The organism is Phyllobacterium brassicacearum, assembly GCF_003010955.1.
Classification (GTDB): Bacteria; Pseudomonadota; Alphaproteobacteria; order Rhizobiales; family Rhizobiaceae; genus Phyllobacterium; species Phyllobacterium brassicacearum.
On record NZ_PGGO01000038.1, the window covers coordinates 1 to 22750 of the forward strand.

The 22750-nt window shown below is 56.4% G+C and carries 24 protein-coding genes and 6 pseudogenes; 21 read left to right on the forward strand and 9 right to left on the reverse strand.

Going from position 1 to position 22750, the window contains the following annotated elements; genetic code table 11:
• Together CU102_RS27020 and CU102_RS30680 are read left to right on the forward strand one after the other, a co-directional pair.
• On the forward strand, positions 1 to 713 hold a 713-nt coding region (locus CU102_RS27020; RefSeq protein ID WP_106714154.1), incomplete at its 5' end, for an Lnb N-terminal periplasmic domain-containing protein.
• A gap of 238 nt (positions 714 to 951) precedes the next feature.
• A complete protein-coding gene (locus CU102_RS30680; protein WP_106714168.1) occupies positions 952 to 1320 on the forward strand; it encodes a multiheme c-type cytochrome in 369 nt (122 codons plus the stop codon).
• Here CU102_RS30680 and CU102_RS27030 read toward each other — a convergent pair.
• Positions 1313 to 2016: pseudogene (locus CU102_RS27030) on the reverse strand (IS6 family transposase). The gene CU102_RS30680 and the pseudogene CU102_RS27030 overlap by 8 nt on opposite strands.
• Before the next feature lie 188 nt (positions 2017 to 2204).
• On the opposite strand from CU102_RS27030, the gene CU102_RS27035 reads away from it, so the two are divergent.
• Together CU102_RS27035 and CU102_RS27040 are read left to right on the forward strand one after the other, a co-directional pair.
• A complete protein-coding gene (locus CU102_RS27035) occupies positions 2205 to 2438 on the forward strand; it encodes an AbrB/MazE/SpoVT family DNA-binding domain-containing protein (RefSeq protein ID WP_106714169.1) in 234 nt (77 codons plus the stop codon).
• Positions 2435 to 2839, forward strand: a complete 405-nt coding sequence (locus tag CU102_RS27040) for a type II toxin-antitoxin system VapC family toxin (protein WP_106714155.1) — start codon at positions 2435 to 2437, stop codon at positions 2837 to 2839. Before CU102_RS27035 ends, CU102_RS27040 begins: the two co-directional genes overlap by 4 nt.
• Positions 2840 to 2937: 98 nt before the next feature.
• Here CU102_RS27040 and CU102_RS27045 read toward each other — a convergent pair whose 3' ends face one another.
• Entirely contained in the window at positions 2938 to 3111 is a 174-nt protein-coding gene (locus CU102_RS27045; RefSeq protein ID WP_208113906.1) for a hypothetical protein, read from the reverse strand.
• Here CU102_RS27045 and CU102_RS31205 point away from each other — a divergent pair.
• The gene (locus CU102_RS31205) at positions 3105 to 3344 is read left to right on the forward strand and encodes a nucleotidyl transferase AbiEii/AbiGii toxin family protein (protein ID WP_133624760.1); all 240 of its coding nucleotides are present in this window, start codon (positions 3105 to 3107) and stop codon (positions 3342 to 3344) included. The genes CU102_RS27045 and CU102_RS31205 overlap by 7 nt on opposite strands.
• Here the strand turns inward: CU102_RS31205 and CU102_RS27050 are convergent.
• Positions 3300 to 5777 (reverse strand): heavy metal translocating P-type ATPase, encoded by a 2478-nt coding sequence (locus CU102_RS27050; protein WP_106714156.1) that lies wholly within the window; start codon positions 5775 to 5777, stop codon positions 3300 to 3302. The genes CU102_RS31205 and CU102_RS27050 overlap by 45 nt on opposite strands.
• Positions 5778 to 6091: 314 nt before the next feature.
• Here CU102_RS27050 and CU102_RS27055 point away from each other — a divergent pair.
• A pseudogene (locus CU102_RS27055) lies at positions 6092 to 6405 on the forward strand (L,D-transpeptidase); the annotation flags it as partial.
• A gap of 47 nt (positions 6406 to 6452) precedes the next feature.
• Here the strand turns inward: CU102_RS27055 and CU102_RS27060 are convergent.
• On the reverse strand, positions 6453 to 7382 hold the full coding sequence (locus CU102_RS27060; protein WP_106714157.1) for a LysR substrate-binding domain-containing protein: 930 nt from the start codon (positions 7380 to 7382) through the stop codon (positions 6453 to 6455).
• A 100-nt stretch (positions 7383 to 7482) separates the two neighbouring features.
• Between CU102_RS27060 and metC the strand changes: the two genes are divergently transcribed.
• The 5 genes from metC to CU102_RS27085 are packed head-to-tail and all read left to right on the forward strand — an operon-like array spanning position 7483 to position 12818.
• Complete coding sequence (gene metC / locus CU102_RS27065) at positions 7483 to 8691, forward strand: cystathionine beta-lyase (protein WP_106714158.1); 1209 nt, start codon at positions 7483 to 7485, stop codon at positions 8689 to 8691.
• A gap of 31 nt (positions 8692 to 8722) precedes the next feature.
• Positions 8723 to 9757 (forward strand): transporter substrate-binding domain-containing protein, encoded by a 1035-nt coding sequence (locus tag CU102_RS27070; RefSeq protein ID WP_106714170.1) that lies wholly within the window; start codon positions 8723 to 8725, stop codon positions 9755 to 9757.
• Between the two features lie 41 nt (positions 9758 to 9798).
• A complete protein-coding gene (locus CU102_RS27075) occupies positions 9799 to 10914 on the forward strand; it encodes an amino acid ABC transporter permease (protein ID WP_106714159.1) in 1116 nt (371 codons plus the stop codon).
• A gap of 2 nt (positions 10915 to 10916) precedes the next feature.
• The gene (locus CU102_RS27080; protein ID WP_245425598.1) at positions 10917 to 12023 is read left to right on the forward strand and encodes an amino acid ABC transporter permease; all 1107 of its coding nucleotides are present in this window, start codon (positions 10917 to 10919) and stop codon (positions 12021 to 12023) included.
• A gap of 9 nt (positions 12024 to 12032) precedes the next feature.
• A complete protein-coding gene (locus CU102_RS27085; protein ID WP_106714161.1) occupies positions 12033 to 12818 on the forward strand; it encodes an amino acid ABC transporter ATP-binding protein in 786 nt (261 codons plus the stop codon).
• Between the two features lie 114 nt (positions 12819 to 12932).
• Here the strand turns inward: CU102_RS27085 and CU102_RS27090 are convergent, their stop codons facing one another.
• A complete protein-coding gene (locus CU102_RS27090; protein ID WP_245425602.1) occupies positions 12933 to 13430 on the reverse strand; it encodes a Crp/Fnr family transcriptional regulator in 498 nt (165 codons plus the stop codon).
• Between the two features lie 74 nt (positions 13431 to 13504).
• Between CU102_RS27090 and CU102_RS27095 the strand changes: the two genes are divergently transcribed.
• The 9 genes from CU102_RS27095 (at position 13505) to CU102_RS27135 (ending at position 20568) form a co-directional block, all read left to right on the forward strand.
• A complete protein-coding gene (locus CU102_RS27095; RefSeq protein WP_106714162.1) occupies positions 13505 to 14062 on the forward strand; it encodes a hypothetical protein in 558 nt (185 codons plus the stop codon).
• 96 nt (positions 14063 to 14158) lie between these two features.
• Positions 14159 to 14545 carry a hypothetical protein gene (locus CU102_RS27100; RefSeq protein ID WP_106714163.1) on the forward strand — a complete coding sequence of 129 codons (387 nt, stop codon included), beginning with the start codon at positions 14159 to 14161 and terminating at the stop codon, positions 14543 to 14545.
• A gap of 145 nt (positions 14546 to 14690) precedes the next feature.
• Positions 14691 to 15971, forward strand: coding sequence for an adenylate/guanylate cyclase domain-containing protein (locus CU102_RS27105; protein WP_245425600.1), 1281 nt, complete (start codon positions 14691 to 14693; stop codon positions 15969 to 15971).
• Positions 15968 to 16585, forward strand: coding sequence for a hypothetical protein (locus CU102_RS27110; protein WP_106714164.1), 618 nt, complete (start codon positions 15968 to 15970; stop codon positions 16583 to 16585). Before CU102_RS27105 ends, CU102_RS27110 begins: the two co-directional genes overlap by 4 nt.
• Before the next feature lie 82 nt (positions 16586 to 16667).
• On the forward strand, positions 16668 to 16898 hold the full coding sequence (locus CU102_RS27115) for a hypothetical protein (RefSeq protein WP_106714165.1): 231 nt from the start codon (positions 16668 to 16670) through the stop codon (positions 16896 to 16898).
• A complete protein-coding gene (locus CU102_RS27120) occupies positions 16895 to 18343 on the forward strand; it encodes a TolC family protein (RefSeq protein WP_106714166.1) in 1449 nt (482 codons plus the stop codon). The genes CU102_RS27115 and CU102_RS27120 overlap by 4 nt, the downstream gene beginning before the upstream one ends.
• Before the next feature lie 14 nt (positions 18344 to 18357).
• Positions 18358 to 19719 (forward strand): multicopper oxidase family protein, encoded by a 1362-nt coding sequence (locus tag CU102_RS27125; RefSeq protein ID WP_106714172.1) that lies wholly within the window; start codon positions 18358 to 18360, stop codon positions 19717 to 19719.
• 54 nt (positions 19720 to 19773) lie between these two features.
• Positions 19774 to 20244, forward strand: coding sequence for a cupredoxin domain-containing protein (locus tag CU102_RS27130; protein WP_106714173.1), 471 nt, complete (start codon positions 19774 to 19776; stop codon positions 20242 to 20244).
• 39 nt (positions 20245 to 20283) lie between these two features.
• A complete protein-coding gene (locus CU102_RS27135; RefSeq protein WP_106714167.1) occupies positions 20284 to 20568 on the forward strand; it encodes a copper-binding protein in 285 nt (94 codons plus the stop codon).
• Positions 20569 to 20686: 118 nt separating this feature from the next.
• On the opposite strand, the pseudogene CU102_RS27140 reads toward CU102_RS27135, so the two are convergent.
• Positions 20687 to 20956 (reverse strand): annotated as a pseudogene (locus CU102_RS27140) (glucoamylase family protein); the annotation flags it as partial.
• Between the two features lie 18 nt (positions 20957 to 20974).
• A pseudogene (locus tag CU102_RS27145) lies at positions 20975 to 21562 on the reverse strand (IS6 family transposase).
• Positions 21563 to 21613: 51 nt separating this feature from the next.
• On the opposite strand from CU102_RS27145, the pseudogene CU102_RS27150 reads away from it, so the two are divergent.
• Positions 21614 to 21730: pseudogene (locus CU102_RS27150) on the forward strand (MucR family transcriptional regulator); the annotation flags it as partial.
• A 142-nt stretch (positions 21731 to 21872) separates the two neighbouring features.
• Here the strand turns inward: CU102_RS27150 and CU102_RS30020 are convergent.
• A complete protein-coding gene (locus CU102_RS30020; RefSeq protein ID WP_166648600.1) occupies positions 21873 to 22040 on the reverse strand; it encodes a hypothetical protein in 168 nt (55 codons plus the stop codon).
• A gap of 523 nt (positions 22041 to 22563) precedes the next feature.
• Positions 22564 to 22750 (reverse strand): annotated as a pseudogene (locus CU102_RS27160) (IS630 family transposase); the annotation flags it as partial.

Genomic DNA, 22750 nt, shown 5'->3' on the forward strand with positions numbered 1-22750 from the left:
ATGGCGATCTGCTGACGCTCTCGAATGTGCGTGACTTTGAATGGCGCAGCAAGACTGATTTCACCGAACGTTGGGCAACGCGCACCTACGACCTCACCAAGCTCCAGACAGTCGACCTCTTCATGTCCTACTGGGGAAACCCGAACATTGCCCATGTCATGCTGAGCTTCGGCTTCGAGGGCGACGACTATATCGCCTGGTCGATCGAGGTGCGGCGGCGCATAGGCGGCGAGTTTTCGCCGGTTGCTGATCTGTTCAAGAGCGATCCTTTGGTGATCATCGCATCCGATGAGCGCGACGTGGTTGGTGTCAGATCGAACTTTCGCGGAGAGGATGTCCAGATCTATCGTCTCAAGGCGTCACCGGAAGCGGCTCGGGCGCTGCTGCTTGAGTACGTTGTGGATGCCAACGCGCTGGCGACGACCCCGGAATTTTATAATTCCATCACGACGAACTGCACGACGACCATCGTCAAGATGATGCGAGCCGTCGGCGACGCGGTGCCCCTCGACTGGCGGTTGATCGTCAATGGCTACCTTCCCGAATATGCCTATGATCATGGCGCGATCGACACCAGCTTGTCGCTCGCGGATTTGAGGGCCATTGCTCACATCGACAAACGCGCCCAGGCGGCCGGCTTGTCACATGACTTTTCGCGTCGCATCCGCGTCGACGTGCCATCGCCGTCCGGCATCGCGAGAGAAGGCCAATGATCAGTGATCTCGGCAAAGTGGCAGCTGGCGCCGCCATCGGCGCCGCAGCCAATCCATACTACCAATGTCCGCAATGTGGCTCCTCTTGCGCCCTGCTACTAGTTTGCTGGTAAGGCGTGGGGGCGGATTTGATCAAGGTGAGGCTTTACGTGTCGCCGGAATGTTAGTTTAAGCTTGTAAACAGCAATATGGCTGATGTGGATGGCGAAGTCGGCCACATCGATGGAGCGTTCGATTGGTGATATTTGTCCGCTCGGCAATTCTTTGGGCAGCCTTTTCGCTCTGGTGCCTGCTTGCGCTCGCCGGGCAGGCCGTTGCAGCCGAGACGGCTCACGCCGCCGATTCGCTTATCTCGATTCATGACGGCTTCGTGAACGAGACGAAATGTGCATCCTGCCACGCCGACCAGGCAGCAGCATTCGCCAAGTCGCACCACGCCAAGGCGATGGCCGTCGTCGATGACAAGTCGGTGCGAGCATCGGCCGAACGCAACTGCCCGGTTGGCGGTTGTCATGCAAAGGATAAATTAACGTCCTGCAAGCTTGGAGGTTCCGTTGCAAACTTTGACAAAGGCGTAGCAAGAACGAGGTTGTCAGTGTTTAGATAACTGCAAACAGCAAATCGAATTGTTCCGCTAGACTCGGGCTCGGATTGAAGGCAAATCTCGCCTGTTGTTTGCGCATCATATGGATCATCTCAATACCTGCCAGCGTCACTCTGGCACTGTCAAATGCGTTAAAACCAAGCATGGGCCTGACGCGCCGATTAATACGCCGGTGATCCTGCTCAATCCGGTTATTCAGATAACGGCTTTGCCGGATGCGGTCGGTCTGAGCTTTCGTCGCGATCGATCCTGCAAACGGGGTGTCATATCGCAGGAAACAAGAGCTTCCCGGTTGTTCTGGCTGCCATCAATGACAATACGCGCCGGTCGGCCGTGCCGCCGGAACGCCTTTCGGAAGAAACTTTTGGCAGCCGGCAGGTCCCGGTGTTCGCTGAACCGGAACTCGACAGTATCGCCAACGCTGTCTATTGCGCGATAACGGTACATCCATTTCCCACGAACCTTTACATAAGTCTCGTCCATATTCCATTTACCAGTAACGGCGCGCTTGCGTTTATTGAAACGGCCCAGCAGCAATAGGGCGAAGTGGATGACCCATCGGTGGATCGTGGAATGGTCAATGCTAGGGCCACGCTCGGCCATTATCTCTTTCAGGTCGCGCAGGCTCAATCCATAGCCAGGTTACCATCGAACACACAGCAAGATCACCGACTGATCAAAATGCCGCCCCTTGAACATTCAAAACTCCCCGTAAAACACCCGATTTCAAAAATCACAGCGACGTAACTGAAAAGTTTGCAACGGAACACAATGGATTGGGGTGCTCGGAGTGCGTCTCGGGCGAGAGATTGTCGCGTGCAATGCGGGGGTTGAAACGCTTCTACAGAGGTAATACCTTGTGGGTAGAAATCATTACCGAGGATGACATGACTACAACCGTTACGACGAAGGGGCAGGTGACTATCCCCAAGCCGGTGCGCGATTTTCTGGGAATAGTGCCGGGTAGCAAGGTGGATTTTCACCGAGCAACCGATGGCAGCGTGGTAATTACGCGTGCCGACAGAAAGCAGCCTACAAGCCGCTTTGGCAACCTCCGGGGCCATGCCGGCGACGGGCTTGATACTGACGCGATCATGGCACTGACGCGCGGTGGGATGTGATTCTGGTCGACACGAATGTTCTGCTCGATCTCGTCACCGACGACCCGAATTGGGCCGATTGGTCGGTCGCGCAGCTTGAGGCGGCATCCTTGCGCGGTCCATTGCTGATCAATGATGTGGTCTATGCCGAGCTGGCGGTTCGTTACAGCCGCATTGAAGAACTTGAGGCGTTTGTCGGTGAAGCTGGCCTTGAATTTGTTCCCATACCGCGTGCTGCGCTGTTCCTGGCGGGAAAAGTCTACACGCAATACCGTAAATCGGGAGGATCGCGCACCGGCGTTCTGCCCGACTTCTTCATTGGCGCCCAAGCGGCCGTTAGCCAACTGACCCTGCTCACCCGCGATGTCGGTCGATATCGAACTTATTTTCCATCGCTAACGCTGATTACACCCGGTGTTTGACGCATGTCCACGGTCACTGAGGCGAGAGCCGAGAATTCACTTGCGGTCCGATCTCATGCAGCGGCCCTGTATTTATCGGATCGCGAGGGCTGCAACGGCTATTGTGATACCAACCCGAGCTTCTTGGCTCGATCGAGCAGGTTCTTGACCGACGAGGCTGCCCAAGTGGAAGAGCCGCGGGGCGTGCGTTCATGCATCGCTTCGAGCTGGCTGGCAATGTCACGCAAGGCCAGCTCTGGGTTGGCGTTGGCGATGCCAGTGATCAGTGACATCAATCGGTCTGCCGTGCATAACGCTCGACTTGACCGCTGATGAACGGGTTGTGTTGCCGCCCATCATGGTGGAGATTTTTCATCCCTATTCGGATGCTCCCGAGAAAGCAATCGAGGTCTTAGCCTACGACTATATCGAAGCCTTCGCAGAAAAGTTCAGGGCACTGGCAGAGCGCATCCGTCCACACTCACAATTTCAGTGTTCTCAGGCGAAGCGCATTGGCAACCACTGACACCGAGGAAATACTCATTGCCGCTGCCGCAATCATCGGTGAGAGCAGCGTACCGAAAATCGGATAGAGGATTCCTGCGGCAACGGGCACGCCCAGCGCATTGTAAATGAAGGCGAAGAACAGGTTTTGCTTGATATTGCGAATCGTAGCCTTCGCCAGACGGCGGGCGCGGACAATTCCCTTGAGGTCCCCTTTGAGCAGCGTGATCCCTGCGCTTTCCATGGCGACATCGGCTCCGGTTCCCATGGCAATTCCGACATGAGCTGAGGCCAGCGCTGGCGCATCGTTGACACCGTCGCCCGCCATGGCGACCTTCGCGCCATTGGAATGGAGTTCATCAACCAACGCCTTTTTGCCCTCCGGCAATATGCCGGCACGCACTTCATCAATGCCGAGTTTCGCGGCGACTGCTTTGGCTGTACGCTCATTGTCGCCCGTCGCCATAATGATCCTCAACCCGCTCTCATGCAGAGCGCGGATCGCCTCGGCGGCGGTGGATTTGACCGGATCGGCGACCGCCACCAAGCCCGCGAGTTTGCCATCGACTGCCACATACATCACGGTCCTGCCGTCGGAGCGCAACGCGTCGGCCTGACCATCGAGGGGCAGAGTACTAACACTCAAGTCATCCATCATCGCGGCGTTCCCGAGTGCCACGGTCTTGCCGGAAGCATTGCCGGCAACGCCTTTCCCGGTGATCGCGTTGAAGTTGTCGACGCCCGACAGCCGAAGCCCCCGCTCGTTCGCGCCTTCGACGATCGCCTCCGCCAGCGGATGCTCGGAGCCTTTCTCAAGGCTCGCAGCGAGCGCCAGAAGTTCGTCCTGTTCAGACCCGTTTGCTGTGATCACGTCGGTGAGCTTGGGCTTGCCCTCGGTCAGCGTGCCAGTTTTGTCGACGATCAAGGTATCGACGCTGGCGAAACGCTCTAGCGCTTCCGCGTCCTTGATGAGGACGCCCGCCTGCGCGCCGCGTCCGGTCGCCGTCATGATCGACATCGGCGTCGCAAGGCCCAGAGCGCACGGACAGGCAATGATCAGCACCGACACGGCGGCAACGATGGCATAGATCATGCTCGGCTCAGGTCCGATCGATGCCCAGACAATGAAGGCTGCGATGGCAATCAGCACCACCGCCGGTACGAAGTAGTAGGAAACGGCGTCGGCCAATCCCTGGATCGGCGCGCGCGAGCGCTGTGCCTTCGCCACCATTTCCACGATCTGGGAAAGCATCGTCTCTGCCCCGACCTTTTCCGCCCGCATGATCAGCGATCCGTTCTTGTTGATGGTGCCGCCGGTCACTTTATCGCCTTGAGTTTTTTCGACGGGAACAGGCTCTCCGGTGATCATCGATTCATCGATCGAGGAACGGCCCTCAACGACCACACCATCAACCGGAACGCTATCACCGGGGCGAATGCGCAGCCGATCACCCGATTGCACTTCGTCGAGCGGTATGTCCGTCTCCGTCCCGTCGTTCGCGATACGCCGCGCCGTCTTCGGGGCGAGATCCAATAATGCACGAATTGCCGACCCGGTACGCTCGCGTGCCCGCAGTTCGAGCACTTGTCCGAGGAATATCAGCGCGACGATAACAGCCGCGACCTCGAAATAGACCGGCACCGATCCGCCGTGACTGCGGAAAGAGTGGGGAAAGATACCGGGTAGGAGTGTCGCCACCACGCTATAAGCGAAGGCTGCCCCGACGCCGATCGAGATCAGCGTCCACATATTCGGGCTCCTGTTGATGACCGACTCCCAGCCACGTCTGAAGAACGGGATCGCTGCCCAAAGGATGACAGGTGCCGCCAGTACGAATTCGATCCAACCGGCAAGCGGCTCGCCGATCCATTCGCGAATTGGCAACCCAAACATCGGGCCCATGGTGAAAATGAGCAGTGGGATCGAACAGAGGGCGCTCACCCACAAGCGTCTGGTAAAATCGATGAGCTCCGGATTGGGACCCTCGCCGCCCGTCGGTACGCCCATCGGCTCCAAGGCCATGCCGCAGATCGGGCAGGAGCCAAGCTTGTCGCGGACGATTTCCGGGTGCATCGGGCAGGTATACAACGTGCCTGTCGGAGCTGCTTCGGGAGCGGCTTTGCCACCGAGATACTGCTGCGGCTCAGCTTCGAATTTGTGAAGACAGTCGGACGAGCAGAAATAAACGCCCTTGCCATCGTGGTGGAGGAAGTGCTGTGCCGTCGATCTCTGCACTGTCATCCCACAGACCGGATCACTTGCCGTGAGATAGGAGGTGGGTTCTTTGACGAACTTGTCATGGCAGGCTGCGCTGCAAAAGTGGTAGGTGCGGCCTTCATAGGAGGCGGTTGGCTTTCCCGGTTTCTGGTCGACCATCATGCCGCAGACCGGATCGCGAACCATGCTCGCTTCTGTATCGAGATCGTCGTGATGATCGTGCGTTTCCTGCGCCATTAGACGGACCTTTCAGGTTCGTATATTGATAGGTTCAAAGATAATGTTTGCCATCGTGGGAAGGTCAAGCAGCGTCTTACTGGCCAGCGCCAGGCTAAGCATAGTGTTTTCAGTCGGTTCTGAAGGAGCGCGTGGCTCGATCGTGCCGAGCGTCGGCCAATGCGATTGTCTTGCACAAGGGGACCATCGGCCGAGCGTCTTGGCAAGGCCGACAAGCTTCCCCCGGTCAATTTCGAAGGCCTATTGATAACGGAATGTTGAAAACGTTGTCTAAACAATGTCCGCTTCGGGCGTTATGACATTGGCACGTTCGGTCGGGTGAAGCGATTGTCGGCCGGAAGGCGACCTGGCCGCGCTGGATCCCGACAAAAGACATGATCGCGCGCGACCCCGGCAAGTACGGGAAATATGCGGTTGGGGTGGACGGTGGACCGACCAATCCATTGGGTGCCCGTGCCCTGTACCTCTGTCGCAACGGGGCGACACCTACTACCGAATCCATGGCACCAACGAACCGTGGACCATCGGAAGAGCGGTTTCCAATGGGTGCATCCGCATGACGAATGATGACGTTATCGAGCAATACGAGCTTGTGGGCATCGGGACGACGGTCGTTGTTTTGGGATAACTGAAGGGCTGGCTTCCGTGGAATCCAGCCCTTTTTCGAGTATCTTGTCACAAATATTCATCGGGACGGTACTGGCTGCATTCCTGCAGGAGTTTATTGCGTTCTTGAATGAGGTCCGCTGCAAACTCATCAACGAGTCGTGATCTTGCCCTCTGTGGCGGCACAATCTGCAGGGTAACGAAGTTGACGGCGGGAACCAAGGGGCGGGCAATGAGCCCGGCTTTTTCATACCCCTCCGAGACGTAACTGAGGACGTTGGCGACGCCCACGCCTACGCCTTCGATCGCCAGTTGGCAGACTGTGGCGGAGAACTGTGTTTCCACAATCATGCGGGGCGAAACACCTGCAGCGGCCAGATGGCGGTCGAGCTGTTTTCGGGCGGTATCCTCGGGAGCGAGACAAATCAGGCGTTCCTGTTGGAGATCGTGTGGGCTCACGATGCGTTTGCTCTCAAGTGCGTGACCTTGCCGGAACACACATATACCGTAACTTTCGATGAAAGGCTCGGCGACCAGATTGGTCGTATCGATTTCGTCGGCGCAAAGCCCAAAATCGAACAAACCGCTTGCCACCAGGTCACGCACTGCTGACGAGCCAGCGATTTCGAAGGTTATCGAGACGGCAGGTCGTCGTTTCAAATATTTCGCGATTACGCGCGGCATGAAGCTCAGGCCCAGAGCGGCGGAACTCGCGACCTTGAGCGAACCTGTTCCCACTTCCCGGATCCGGGCGGCTGCTTGTCGCAAACGATCCAAGCCAGCATGGGCTGCCTGAACCTCGCGGTAAAGCAGAAGAGCTTCAGGCGTTGCCGTAAGCCGTGGGCCAGACCGTTCGAACAGCTTGAGTTTGGTCGTGTCCTCAAGCCGCTTCAGACCACGACTGACACCGGGTTGCGAAATTCCCAGCAGGACGGCGGCTCTTGTGGTCGAACCCGTTTTCATGACTGCGCTAAATATTTCAATCAGGGCGAGATTCACGGCAACTCATTATAACCTGGATGAATGATTTGGTGATCACTATGCATTTGTGACGTGTCCATCACAAGTCTACTGTTGGGTGCAGACAAGGGAATTAAAAATGCACGACGACACCAGATGCCTGCAGACAGATGACGCCACCGGGCCATTCGGCTTCCAGAGCCTGTCCTTTCCAGTTTTCCGCGGGTCTACTGTCGTGTTTCCAACTGTGGAAGCCTATCAACGGCGTCGCGAAACTTTCTATGACGGTTATTCCTACGGGCTATACGGCACTCCGACCTCAAGGACTCTCGAAGCTCGGATCGCGTCACTCGAAAACGGAGCCAAGTCTCTCGTCGTCCCGTCTGGTCTTGGTGCAGTTGTCTTGACAATTCTTGCGGTTGCGAAAGCTGGTGATCATGTACTGATACCGGACAGCGTATACGACCCCGTAAGGACACTGTCGGACAACTTTCTGTCATTTCTCGGTATTCAAGCCAACTATTATGACCCGTTAATCGGAGGCGGTGTCGCGGCACTCTTAAACGACCGCGTCAAGCTGGTCCTCGTTGAATCTCCTGGCTCTGCAACGATGGAAATTCAGGACATGCCGGCTATTGCAAGGGCCGCACAAGCAAACGGCACACTGGTAGCGGCTGACAATACATGGGCCACTCCGCTTCGGCTCAAACCCCTCGAGATGGGTATAGACTTTTCCATCTGCGCGATATCGAAGTATTTCGCGGGCCACTCGGACGTACTTATGGGATCAGTCACTGTCCGTGATGAAGCCCTCTATCGACGCCTTCGGGATGTATCGCGCTATCTTGGCTACGGTGTTTCACCGGAAGACTGCTCGCTCGTCCTAAGGGGTATCGAAACACTTTCCGTCCGGCTCGATCGGGCAGAATCGAACGCCTTGGCGATTGCAAAGTGGTTTGAGGAACGCCCTGAGGTCTTCAGGGTCCTTCACCCGGCGATTCCTTCCCATCCGGGGCACGAATTATGGCAGCGCGACTTCTCGGGAACATCGGGCTTGTTCTCCGTGATTTTGCAGCCATGGACACGCCCGCACCTAGCATCGGTTATCGAGTCCTTGGAGTTCTTCAGCATAGGGGCAAGTTGGGGCGGCACGAAAAGCATTGTTGCGGTTATGGATCCACCCCCGGTTCGCACAGCGACAAGGACCATCGAACAGGGGCCCTTGATCCGCTTCAGTATCGGCCTGGAGCACGTCGATGACCTGCTCGCCGACCTGGAAAGGGCACTTCGGATGCTGGAAGCCGAAATCGTGGAACCTCTCATGCCTCCCATGCGGCGGGGAATCTAGATATCAAATCAAGAAAAAAGGGAACATGGACATGAAACTTGGAACATTTAAATCGATGGCAGTTGCCAGTATCGCTGTCGCTGCCACGGCCTTGCTTGGAGCGCCGGCCGAAGCCCAAACGGTCGTCAACAAGATCAAGGAGCGCGGCTATGTGAGCTGCGGCGCAAGTCAGGGCGTGCCTGGTCTCTCTCGGCCGGACGAGAAAGGCTATTATCGCGGCTTTGATTCCGACATTTGCCGCGCCTTTGCCGTCGCCATTCTGGGCGACAAGGACAAGATTCGCTTTGTGCCCCTCAATGCAGGCCAGCGGTTCTCGGCACTGCAGACGGGCGAAATTGATATCCTCTCCCGTACTTCAACTTTGACCTACACACGCGATATGGTCGTTCGCTTTGTATGGCTGACTCTCTACGATGTTGACGGGCTTCTGGTTCGCAAAGCCGACAATATCACCGATCCCAAACAACTGGATGGCAGGACGGTGTGCCTGCAGGGTGGCGGCAGCCTCACGGAAACCGCAATCCAGGAGACCGAAGAAGAGCACAACATATCGATGCAGAAGGTCTATTTCGACTCCACGATACAGGCACGGGATGCCTTCTTCGGGGGGAGATGCGACAGCTATGTCACGGACGGCACGGCCGCAGCCGGACAACGCGCCTCAGTTGCTAAGAACCCGGACGACTATGCGATCATCAGGGTCGGACACACCGTGGAACCGAACGGCGTCGCCATTGCGCGCGGTGACGACCAGTTGTTCGATGTCGTCCGCTGGACGGTCAATGCGTTGCTTTGGGCCGAGGCTAACGGAATTGACTCGAAAAACATCGACGAGAAGCTGAAAACGGGAAGTGACGAAGTGAAACGTGTTTTGGGAGAGGAGCCTGGTTTCGGCAAGCCAATCGGGCTTGATGACAAGTGGGTCTACAACGTCGTCAAGCAGATGGGCAACTATGCGGAAATCTGGGACAGCAACCTCGGCACGAACAGCCCCCTTAAGGTTGAACGCGGCATGAACGCCCTCGCCAAGGATGGCGGTTTGAACTACCCGCTTCCGTGGAACTGACCGGATCAACCGTTCAATGATGTCAACGTAAGGAGGGTCAGATGCTCAACGACGCGAAGGGCAGGGCGATCGCTATTCAGGGCGTTTTGATATTCGCGCTCGTTGGGTTCATGGCTCTCCTCTTTACCACAACCGTCGCCAATCTGGAGGCTCGCGGCATTCCGATAGGGTTCGACTTCCTTACGATGCCGTCCAGGCTTGTGATCTCCGAGTCGATTCTGTCGTACGGTCCGCGTGACCCTTACTATTGGGCGATCATCGTCGGGATCGCGAATACGGTGCTCATCTCCACGATAGTCATCATCTGTTCGTCGATTATCGGCTTGATCCTGGGGATCACGCGGTTGAGCAGCAATCCGCTTGCCTCAGGCACCAGCAAGGTGTGGATCGAAGTGGCGCGCAACACGCCCCCGATCGTCCTGCTCATCTTTCTCTATTCGTTGTGGTGGAAGATTCTTCCACCGATCGGTCAGGCAATCAATCTTGCGCCCGGCGTCCATGTGTCAATGCGTGGCCTCGTCATGCCAGCGGTCGATATCAGCCTTCAATCGATCGGGTGGGGTCTCCTTGGATTTGCTGGCCTGTTGATCGGGACCCACGTGTTCCGTAGGTTCTTTCAGCGAATTCAGTCGTTCTCGATCCTCGCGCTTTTGGGTTCGGCCGTACTCGGCTTCTGGCTGGCAAACGTGTCAATCAAGTTCGATTGGCCCGTCTTCACGGGCTTTAGTTTCCGGGGCGGGATCGCATTGACGCCCGAGCTCAGCACAATCCTCGTTGGTTTGACGATCTACACCAGCGGGTTCGTTGCCGAAATCGTTCGCGGCGGCGTATTGGCCATCCGCAAGGGCCAATGGGACGCTGGCCGCTCACTCGGTCTATCCCGAACTCAAATACTACGACTGGTCGTCATTCCGCAGACGTTGCGCATAATAGTACCTCCTCTGAACAGCCAATATATCAACGTCGTCAAGAACTCGACACTTGCGATTGCGGTTGGGTATCCCGACTTCCTGGCGGTCATGAACACGACCATCAGCAAGTCGAGCCATTCGATCGAAGGGCTATTCATCATCCTCGGCGTCTACCTTGCGCTGAACCTGACTTTGTCGGCGTTCGCCAACTGGTACAATCGCCGTATCGCGATAATGGAGCGATGATCATGAAATCGTTGTCGGCAGAACTCGTCGGGCGGCCAATCGCGCTTTCCAACTCATTGGCAGCATTGACCGACAAGATTCGGCAAATGGCCAAGCTTCTCTTCGGTACGCCGCTTAATGCAGTACTCAGCGTAATTTTTGGCGCTGGCTTGTTTGCTACGGTGCCCCCAATGTTTCGCTGGTTCGTTTTCGATGCGGTCCTGTTCGATCCTGATCCCAATGCTTGCCGTGCGGCCGCGGGTGCTTGCTGGAGTTTTATCTATGCCAAATCTGGGCAACTGCTCTTCGGGATCTACCCATACGATGAGCGCTGGCGGCCGGCATTGGTCTGCGTGCTGATCATTGCACTTCTCGGCTGGTCGGTTCGGCCGACCAGTTGGACGCCGAGACTGCTGCAGGTCTGGATCGCAGCCCTGGCGCTTGTGGGATGGCTGATGGGTGGGGGTTTCGGACTGGTTAGCGTTCCCACGTCAGCCTGGGGCGGGCTTCCAGTGACGCTGATATTGACCGTTGTGGCCATCGGGGTTGCTTTCCCCATCGGTGTCCTGTTGGCACTTGCGCGCCGTTCGGCGACGATGCCGGCCATGCGGATTATCGCAGTGGTCTTCATTGAGGGAATCCGTGGGCTGCCGCTGCTGTCTATCCTGTTCGTCGCGTCTATTATGCTCCCGCTGTTTTTGCCGGACTATCTGCTGCCGGACAAATTTGTGCGGGCGTTGGTTGCGTTGACCCTGTTTGCATCGGCATATTTGGCTGAGGTGATCCGCGGTGGACTGCAAGCCGTTCCCAACGGGCAATATGAAGCTGCCGAAGCTCTCGGCCTGTCGTTCTGGCGCACGCAAAAGCTGGTGATTTTGCCACAAGCAATCCGCGTCGCCATCCCTGCGCTGGCAAATACAATCATCGTGATGATCAAGAACACCAGCCTTGTGCTAGTGGTCGGACTGTTTGACCTCATCAGTTCAGGTAAAGCGGCGTTGGCCGACCCAGCTTGGCCATCGCCGGCGGCCGAAACGTTCCTGTTCATTGGCGCGATTTTCTTCGCGCTTTCTTTCTCCTTCGCCCGTTTTTCCGATTTCTTGGAACGGCGTGGTCGCATCAGCTATTAAGAGGGTCGCATGACAACATCTATCGCGCGTCATCCCAGCGTTCGGGCCGTTTCTAGGAATGACGAAGTCGCTGTCGAGTTGACGAGCGTAAATAAATGGTATGGCGACTTTCACGTTCTGAAAGACATCAATTTGAAGGTTTTGCCCGGCGAGCGTATCATTGCTTGCGGCCCATCCGGGTCGGGCAAGTCCACCATGATCCGCTGCGTCAACCGTCTGGAAGAACACCAGAGCGGCAAGATCCTGGTTGACGGCATCGAGCTCACCAACGATCTGAAGAAGATCGACGAGGTGCGGCGCGAAGTCGGCATGGTGTTCCAGCACTTCAATCTGTTCCCGCATCTGACCATTCTGGAAAACTGCACCCTGGCACCGATCTGGGTTCGCAAGATGCCGAAAAAGAAGGCTGACGAGATCGCGATGCACTATCTGGAGCGCGTCAAGATCCCGGAACAGGCCAATAAATATCCGGGCCAGCTCTCCGGCGGCCAGCAGCAGCGTGTGGCGATCGCGCGGTCCCTGTGCATGAACCCGCGCATCATGCTGTTCGACGAGCCAACCTCGGCGCTCGACCCGGAAATGATCAAGGAAGTGCTGGATACGATGGTCCAGCTCGCCGAAGAAGGCATGACCATGGTCTGCGTCACCCACGAAATGGGCTTTGCCCGCCAGGTCGCCAACCGCGTGATTTTCATGGATCAGGGCCAGATCGTCGAGCAGAACGCGCCGGCCGCGTTCTTCGACAACCCGCAGCACGAGCGGACCAAGCTCTTCCTCAGCCAGATCCTGCACTAAGCAATGGGGCGGACGTTATAGGCGACACTCAGGGTGGTGTTCGCCCGACTTTACTCGGACTTGGGTCGTTTTGAATTGAGAGTTCTACGTTTGGAGAGTTCCCGATACACGGCTTCAGGACTGGTCCCGATATCTTCGGCTACGACCTTCCATTCGCCTTTGGGAGGAAAACGCACCGTCATTCCATGCAATCCAAGCATCCAGCCGAGCCGCCACGGTCCTGAGGGAAACGATCTCCGCCGTACGCCGGGCGTTCTGGATTTCGCGCGCCATATAGGTGTTCCATTCCTTGGCCAATTCCACATCGCTGGAGATTTGACTGATCAACGCGGTTTTTCTGATCGCGAGCAGTCTTGAAGGAACAAGAGCAACCGCGTCACAGTGATAGTGATCCGAAAACAGAGAAGCCTCTGCAAGAATTGATCCGGCGGCAGCGCGCTGCATCACGATCGCCGCACCATCTGATTGATGCCGGAGCAACCGTACCGACCCATGAACAACGAGATAAATAGAGCCGACTTTGGAACCTTGTGTGAACACGACTTCGCCTTCGCCGAAAGACGCCTCCGTCGAAGGTAACTCTCGAAGCTGCTCAATCAATTTATTCGACATGATCACTATCATGTTCCAAAATTGAAACTTATGGCAACTTCCTCGGCATGAAAGTGGATTTTGGAGTCCGACCCATGGGTTTCGTACGCGTCCTCGCACTGTTGACGATATTGCTTCCTGATGCAGTTCACGCTCAAGAGCATCAGCATGGAATAGCGTCACCCTACGGAGGGGAGCAGACACGCGAGATCAAGAGCCTATCGAACGAGGAAATGGCTGATTTGCGCAAAGGAGCTGGTAGCGGTTTCGCCAAGGCTGCAGAATTGAACGGCGTTCCGGGACCCTCACATTTGTTGGAGTTGAAGGATGAAATCCGACTCGACCCGCAACAGACCGCTGCCATACAGGCAATCTTCGACCGGATGCGCGCGGACGCGATTTCAGCGGGAACGGGCCTTATTTCTCACGAGAAGGCCTTGGACATCGAATTCAAAAACGGTTCGATAACGGACGGAACGCTTGCAGAAATGATCGCGAAAATTGAAGAAAGCCGCGGAAAGCTGCGTTATATCCATTTGTCTGCACATCTGAAAACCAGGGTGATACTGAACGCAGACCAGATCGACAAATATAATTCTTTGCGGGGATATGCCGATCCAAAGCATTCTTCGCGTAAGGTAACCTCTCAATGAGGCGACAAATCATTGCCGTCGCCACGGATTAGCCGTTTTGGTTTCCGATGTCAGAAGGGACAATGATGCTGCTCGAACGATTGCCGAATTGAACGCATGATGGAGTCCCGCGAAAACTGGCGTTTAGGTGTTCACACCGTCCTAACGCTCATGCTTGTCTTCGCAGCCATCATGCAGTCGGCCGTATTCGCTCAACCGCCGATGCCGACCGCACAGCATTCTCATGTCGAAAAGCGTGTCGGGCAATCCATAGTCGCTCAAGAGGTAGTTGAATCCTTTAGCGTTGAAAAAAGTGTTGCATCTGTTGTCGGTGAAGCGATCGCAGAGAATTGCGAACAGCATTGCCTTTCAGGATTCTATCTACCAACTGAGGCTCCGCCGATAGTGCAACCCGTTTCACGAAATTTTGTGGCCGCCGTCGATGACAATCTGACGCGAGGCAACGCCCGAGCCAACGACCGACCACCCAAGACCGTCTCCTGAACATCCGCTGAAAGGCGACGCAACCGCATGGCACCGCAGCCATGCGCCGGTCTTCCTGTCTCGAAAGCCTCACGATGAATATGTTTTTATGCGCGATGTCGGCATCGCACGACGACGTTCCTGCTCGTTTGAGGAGAGAACGCCCATGATGATGCCGGTTCAACCTTCTGCCGCCGACGAACGGCAGTGGACAAGGGACATCCGGTCGGCGAGTCTGCGCGGGGCGGTGCTTCTTATCCTGTTTGCAAACCTCATTTTGGGTAATGATCATGACAATATCGTCGTCCATGTGACTGTCGTGATCGGATATTTGGCGGTCAGTCTCCTATCACTGGGAATGGCGATTGCCAGACGCGGACCTCGGTGGGCCGACACGTTTTTCGTCTCCGTCGATGCCCTGTTGGTCATCATCGTTCTTTATGAGCATCTCTTTCGCATCGATGTAACACAGGAACATGGACTCACAACGCCGAGCCTCGCGATCGCCTTTCTGCTTCTCAATCACGTCGGCCTCAGGCTCATGCCTTCGCTTGTCGCCCTGTTTGGCGGCATCGTCCTCGCAGGATGGGTGTTCCTGCTCCTGCTTATGACTGTTCTCCATTGGTCAAGCGGCATCGACACCCACTTCGTCACGTCGTTCAGCGAGGATCTTGGACTGGCGGCGGCCTTCACGTTTGCCGCCGTAGTCGTCTACCTTCTCACCAGCGACCATCGAACCATCATGCGTGCGGCCATCGAGAGCGAGGAACGGCGCATGAACCTTTCGCGGTTTTTCTCGCCATCTGTTGTTTCCGATCTCCAGGCGGCGAGCGACACCCTCGATCTTGAGCGCAGGGAGGCGGTCGTCATGTTCGTTGATTTGAGGGAATTCACGCGGTTCACCGAAACTGCTCCAGCCCTGGAATTGGCAGAGATCCTGGCCGAGTATCGCGGCATCGTCGCGGGAGCGGTGTTCCGGACCGGAGGCACCGTGGACAAGTTCATCGGCGATGGCATTATGGCGGTCTTCGGCCAACCGAAACCCCTGCCAGACGACGCCGACCGCGCCCTGAAGTGCGCGCTGCATCTGGTGCGCGTCCTTGAGGATTGGACGGAGTGGCGGCGGCGGGAAGGGAAGCCTGCGCTTGACGCGGGGATTGGGCTTCATGTCGGCACCATCGTCGGCGGTGTCCTCGAAAGCGGCTTCCACGATGAATTCACGGTATTCGGCGACGTCGTCAATGTCGCGCAACGTCTGGAAGCCATGACGAAGACCCTTGATGCCTCGCTGGTTGTGTCAGCAGCAATGTTGGACCGCGTCCCCGCGTCCTTGTCGGCAGCGGACTGGATAACGAAGGATACTGTGGAACTCCCCGGGCGGCGTGGCACGATCGGGATCGCTTATATTGAGCGTGGGGTGGCTCAACCAATACGGAATCTGGCATGATTTTGCATGTGGCGACGCTGACGAAACCTGTCGGAAATGGGGCGATTTATGGACCTAAGCAAGGCGACATCAGGCCATACTGCGTGAATTTCGTAACGTTCGATCACAACTTGGTTGCGAGATTGCGCTGCAGCAATTTTTGCGTTGACAATCATTGCGAACACTTGTGGAAAGATACCATGAAAACGTTCGTGCACCAGTTTTGGGGGAGCCGCTCTGCACCGTTCAAGGTGCTGCTGGCTTTCGCATTGCTGGTCATGACCTCCATGCAGTTTGCGGCGTATGCGCGAAATAGCATGGAGATTTTGCAGACATTCGACTCTGTCGAATCGCGAGTGGGTGGTCATTCGCATGACGGCAGCGGCCATCATCCCTCAGATGCAGATGAAACCGCCGCGGATGCGAACTCCGATTTGTCTGCGGAAAAACATTCGCCCAAACATCCTTCCGCAGACACGGATTGTGAAGTTTATTGTTCGCCGCTCGCTGCATTCGCTCCAACCTACTTTGAGCCGATGCTTCAACCCAAGCGCAGTTTCGAGCCCGTCCTGCACCGCGTCCTTACGTCGAGTGCTTACGACAAGCGGTCACGCCCTCCCAAACATCTGATCTGACATTGCCGTCCATCGACGGGTGAACTCTGCGCAAACTTTTGTTCGCGCGGTTTCAAGACCTCGCTCAGATTCAGGTTGGAACATGAAAATCGCTGCATTTCTTGCAGTTGCATCGGCGCTGATCGGCGCAGGGTGCGCTGCATCACCACGGCTTGCCGATATGGCCGCCGAACCTGCCGCCAATCCGTCATTTGGCACCAAATCGGGCCACTACCGTTCGGTATTAGGTTCCTATCAGCACCGCGAACCCGTTGATCCGAAGGACTGGAAAAAGCTCAACGAGGATCTTGCTCCGACGGGAGAAGATTCATGAGGCGGCCGACCTTGAAAATCCTCGTCGCTGTCGCAGGGCCCCTGGTGGTTTCGGGTTGTGCGAGTTCGGGCATGACCGCCGCGGTTTCGGATCCTGCCGCCGGGTTCAGCACGGTTCAAGCCAGGACTTCAGGCGCGATTGGCAAACAAGCGGTCTGGGCCCAGTCCCAGGCAGAGACCAAGTCGCTCGCCGAGCGGATACGCAACCTTGTCTACAAGAAGACGATCGGAGCCGACACTGCCGTTCAGGTGGCACTCCTGAACAACCGCGGATTGCAGGCCGCCTACGCCGAGGTCGGGTTATCGGCCGCCGACGTCTGGCAGGAAACGATGCCCGTGAATCCGACCGCGTCCGTCAGCTACAGTTCCATCGGTATCGGCCGCATCATCGAAACGGCGATCACCAGCAATATCCTTGCAATGATGACTCGGTCCAGACGTGTCGGCATAGCCGATGCACGTTTCCGCCAGGCGCAATTGAATGCGGCGCAAGAGACCCTGCGGGTGGCGGCCGACACGCGCCGGGCGTGGATCAATGCCGTGGCGGCGTGGGAAACAGTTTCCTATCTCAACCGTTCCCAGGTAGCCGCTGATGCTGCATCGGACCTTGCGCAAAAGCTCGGAGAAACCGGAGCGTTTTCCAAGACCGGGCAAGCGCGCGAACATGTATTCAATGCCGAGCTTACGGGCGAAACCGCCAAGGCGCGTCTCAATGCAAGGCTCGCCAAGGAAGAGCTGACCCGCTTGATGGGACTATGGGGGCAGGATGTGGACTACAGCGTCCCCAACGCTCTTCCCGCATTGCCAAAGGGACCGAAGAACAAATCCGGCATTGAGGCGGAAGCGCTGCGCAATCGGATCGATCTCGACGTTGCGAAGCTTGAACTGGAAGCGACCGCCAAATCCTACGGTCTCACCAACGCCACGCGGTACGTCACCGATCTTCAGCTCATGGGCGGCGTGGAAGTCGAACAAGAAGAAGAGGAAGGCGACAAGAAGGACGTGGTTTCCGGTGCCGCCGAGCTGGAATTCAGCATTCCGATCTTCGATACCGGACAGGCGCGCATGCGGAAGGCGGAACTGACTTACGTGCGGGTGGCGAATCTCCTTGCGGAAAAGGCGGTCAATGTCCGCTCCGAGACGCGCTCGGCCTACCAGGCCTATCGGTCCACGTACGACATCGCCCGTCACTACCGCAACAGCGTCCTGCCGCTTCGGGCGAAAATCGAGGAAGAGTCGATACTCACCTACAACGGCATGATCACCAACACGTTCGAACTCCTGGCCGATACTCGCGCCAGGATCACCTCAAACATTCTCTCCCTCAATGCCAAACGCGAATTCTATCTCGCCGAAGTCAACCTCGGGACCGCCATTTATGGCGGCGGTTCTGAGAGCGGCGGCGGCGAAACTGAAGTTGCGGCGGCTGAGGCAGATGAAGAATGACGAAGGGACCGACAATGCTTTCAAGACGCCAACTATTGGGTGCGGGTGCCGTTCTTGCAGGTGCCACCGCCTGGACCAAAACCTCAGCCATGGGACTTCCGGACGCTCCCACGATGGATGCGCCGGAAACGCAACCGCCCCTGTTTCCGGTATCTGGTCCCGACTATCAGCCTGTCGCTACCATTAATGGTTGGACCTTGCCGCACCGCATGAACAACGGCGTCAAGGAGTTTCACCTCGTGGCCGAACCTGTCGAACGGGAGTTTGCGCCCGGCATGACCGGTTACCTGTGGGGTTACAACGGCCAGTCACCTGGTCCTACGATCGAAGCTGTCGAGGGCGACCGTGTCCGCATCTTCGTCACCAACAAACTGCCCGAACATACAAGCGTCCACTGGCACGGCATGATCCTGCCTTCGGGCATGGATGGCGTTGTCGGGTTGACGCAACCCGGCATTCCTTCGGGCAAGACATTCGTTTACGAGTTCGATCTCGTGAAGAGCGGCACCTTCATGTACCACCCGCACGCGGATGAGATGGTTCAGATGGCGATGGGCATGATGGGCTTCTTCGTTATCCATCCGAAAGACCCGAAGTTCATGCGCGTGGACCGGGATTTCGTGTTCCTGCTCAATGCCTATGACATCGATCCTGGTTCTTATGTCCCGCGCGTCATGGAAATGACCGACTTCAATATCTGGAGCTGGAACAGCCGGATTTTCCCGGCCATCGATCCCTTGGTGGTGTCGAAGAATGACAAGGTTCGCGTGCGCGTCGGCAACCTGACGATGACCAATCATCCGATCCATATGCATGGTTACGACTTTGAAGTGACCTGTACGGATGGCGGCTGGGTTCGTCCTGAAGCCCGCTGGCCGGAGGTATCGATCGACATCCCCGTCGGTGCCATGCGGGCCTATGAGTTCGATGCAGTTTATGCCGGCGACTGGGCCATTCATTGCCATAAATCGCACCACACGATGAATGCGATGGGGCACGATGTGCCGACCTTCATCGGCGTTGACAAGTCGAAGCTCGCCGACAAAATCCGCAAGGTTCAGCCGGAATACATGCCGATGGGCAACCGCGGCATGGCCGACATGGGCGAAATGGAAATGCCCCTGCCGGATAATACCGTGCCGATGATGACCGGAACCGGGCAGTTTGGCCCGATCGAGATGGGCGGGATGTTCTCGGTCGTCAAGGTCCGCGAGGGCATCTCCGCCAGGGATTACGCGGATCCTGGATGGTACCAGCACCCAAAAGGCACGGTCGCCTATGAATGGACTGGTGACCTGCCAACTCCCGAGAAGGCCGCTGGGCCTGAAACCCAAACCCCTGACCCCGCAAAGCACGCCCAAGGCCACAAGGGGTGAGGGACAATTTCAATCGAACAGAAATCAATGGAGACATTCAGCATGATAACGAAAATGAAAATTGGACTTGCGGTGCTGGTAGCGTTGGCGGTCTCTCCCGCCTTCGCTACGGGCAATCATGCCGGAGGCCATGATGTCATGGAAATCGGTAAGCCAGGCACCAAGGCGGCAGCAAAGCGCACTGTTACCATCTCGATGAAGGAAAAAGCCGACGGATCGATGGTGTTTGAGCCGGCTGTGCTCAAGGTCAAGAAAGGCGAGACGATCCGCCTCAAGTTCCAGAACACGGGCGAAACCGATCATGAGTTCGTCATGGACACGCCGGCAGCCATTCAGGAGCACAAGACACTGATGCAGAAGTTCCCGGAAATGGAACATGCAGATCCCAATTCCATCCGCCTTGCCGCCGGGGGTAACGGCCAAATCATCTGGACCTTCGCCAAATCCGGAGAATTCGGCTTCGCCTGCCTTATTCCCGGTCATTACGAGTCCGGCATGAAGGGCGACATCACCGTCGCGCCATAACGCAGCCACCAAAATCATCCATCGATAAAGGAAAACGACATGAAATCCATCATCAAGACCGCCCTGGTCGCAATCGCTGCAGCCGCAATCTCGACGGCGTCAACGGCGGCTGAATTCACCAAGGGCGAGGTCAAGAAGATCGACCTCAAGCAGAAGAAAATCACCATCAAACATGAAGAACTCAAAGGCCTGGATATGCCCGCCATGACGATGGTTTTCGTTGCGAGCGACGAAGCTCTGCTTGCCAAGGCAAAACAGGGCCAATCGATCGAATTCGTTGCCGAGAAGGTCAACGGCAAACTGACGGTCACTGACATCAAGTAGCGTACGTCAATCGGTCGTGGCCAGCGACTCAGAGGAATTGTTGGCTGCGGTCACTTGAAGTGTGAGACGCCAGCGATTGCGCACAACCGCTGGCGTTATTTTTTTGGAAAGTTCGGACTCACTTTATCCTTGTCGACTTCGATCCTGAAATGAAAAAATCAAGGGTAGGGAGTGCCAGCCACCCTCCGTCGAACCCCGCCCGTTGCAAGCCGCTGCGGATGCACGTGCATGAGCGCATCAATCGCCACAGGAGGCCGCTGCGTTCGTTTTCAATCATTAGCACGATGGGACCTTCGTTCAGGCCAAAGTGCCAAGGCGAAACCCACCAGCCGAGTGCGTTGTCGGATGCGCCCGGATGTGTCGGATTGAAGGATGCCTTGAAGCCATAGTCGTTGCGGGGGGCTTGTCACATAAACGTGGATGAGACGGAGTTTGCCTCGGCGCTATATTTCAGGCAGGCGCGCCGGTTATTCCACTGCGCCATTGCCTTGAGGCGGTGAAGGTGGATTGCATTTGCCGAACGTTAGGGGTGGGACGAAGTGATTTCTGATGGCGGAGAAGATCGCGACGAAGCGTTGCAGCCCTCCTGGAGATCGGAAGCCCTGCATCATCCGTTCGCGTTTTCGTAACGGTACGTGCGAATTTTCGGCCCGGTTGTTAAGGCCTTTATGCGACCGATGTTCGACGCCCGGCATGACCTGTCGCTTTGCTGCTCCATAGGAGCGGAGCTTGTCGGTGATCATTCTCTTTGGCACGAGCCCCTGCTTTTCATCCAGGTGCCACTGCGACGACGTATCTTGTTGGCATAAGCGCGACCGAACTTTTCCGCCCATTCTCGCACGGTCTTATGCGTGACGATGATGCCTTTGTACGCCAGCATGTCTTCAACCATGCGAAAGCTTAACGGAAAGCGGAAATACAAACAGACAGCTTCGCCGATGATTTCAGGCGGAAAACGGTAACGACGGTAAAGAGATGGACGGGTATCGGTCATCCCTGACCATCACCATACAAAATTACGCTTCAGTTAAGGTAACGGTCCCCACCGGAGCAATATTGCGAGCGTTGGAATCTTGATGCGAACTATCCGATAGTTGCACCCAATTATGCGGCAGCGCGTTCGCAGCTGGTGCTCGGTCGGAAGGCGGGGAGAGCTCGTTAATGCGCTGCTTACAGAATCTCTCTTCAATTTCCTGAACTTCGAAACATGTGGCAGATCTCCTGGTATGCGGGCCGCCGGCAGACTTTTGAAGATCGACTGGGAGCTCTTCGGATGGTTAGGCCGGATGCGTCAAGGAATCTTCTCAACGCCGATCCATTTTCTCCCGCAAATCGGCGAGCGCTTGCATTGCCGCTTCCTCGCGCGTCATGCCCTCCTTCATGTACTTGATAATTAGACGCTCCTGAAATTCCAGCTCTTCCACAGTGTGTTCGTCTAAGGGGCTCTCCGGGGATTTTGATTTGCGCTTCATGGCCACTCCGATTTTTTTCAGTAGGAATGTTGTCAGGAAATTGTGGCATTTTATTCATGATCCCGTGAAGCGGAAACTATGCTCGGCGCGCCGGGGCGTCCGGCATCACGTTGTCGCTGAAAGGCGATGGAAGATACGAAGCTGCCTGCTGTCGGGAAAGGACCACACGTCGCATACATCATCGCAGCCTGAAGCCAGCGGCGATACTCCTGTTCAAGGCGAAGCATAGGCGCGTCAAGGATGAGATCGATTTCGAAATGCCTTGCCGTAGTTGTTCATTTCCGAATTCACTGGCCGAAAACCCGCCTGGAGACGACGCATCCCGGTCATGAATGGGGACAAAGACTGTAGCGGTCAAATCAGGACCGTCACGCCCGCAAACCCATACTGAACCAAGGTGCTCGGCTGAGTATCTTCGAGCGATTGCTGAGCCGCAAATGTTTGGGCACCATTAAAATTGGCGGATCTTAAGCTTTGAATCTTGGCTGACACTGTTTGAATACTCCGACGCGCCTAGAGCGTTTCATGTTTTCACCGAAGCGTATCCTGCGTTGGTAAAGTAGTTGGCGCATTCGTCTGGTTCGATGGTGTTGGCGAGGTAGCCGAGATGGCGCCAGGTGTCGTCGACGGTTCGCTTTTGAGCCTGGCGCATCCAGTGCTTGATCTTGGCAAAGACCTGTTCGATCGGATTGAGGTCGGGGGAATATTTC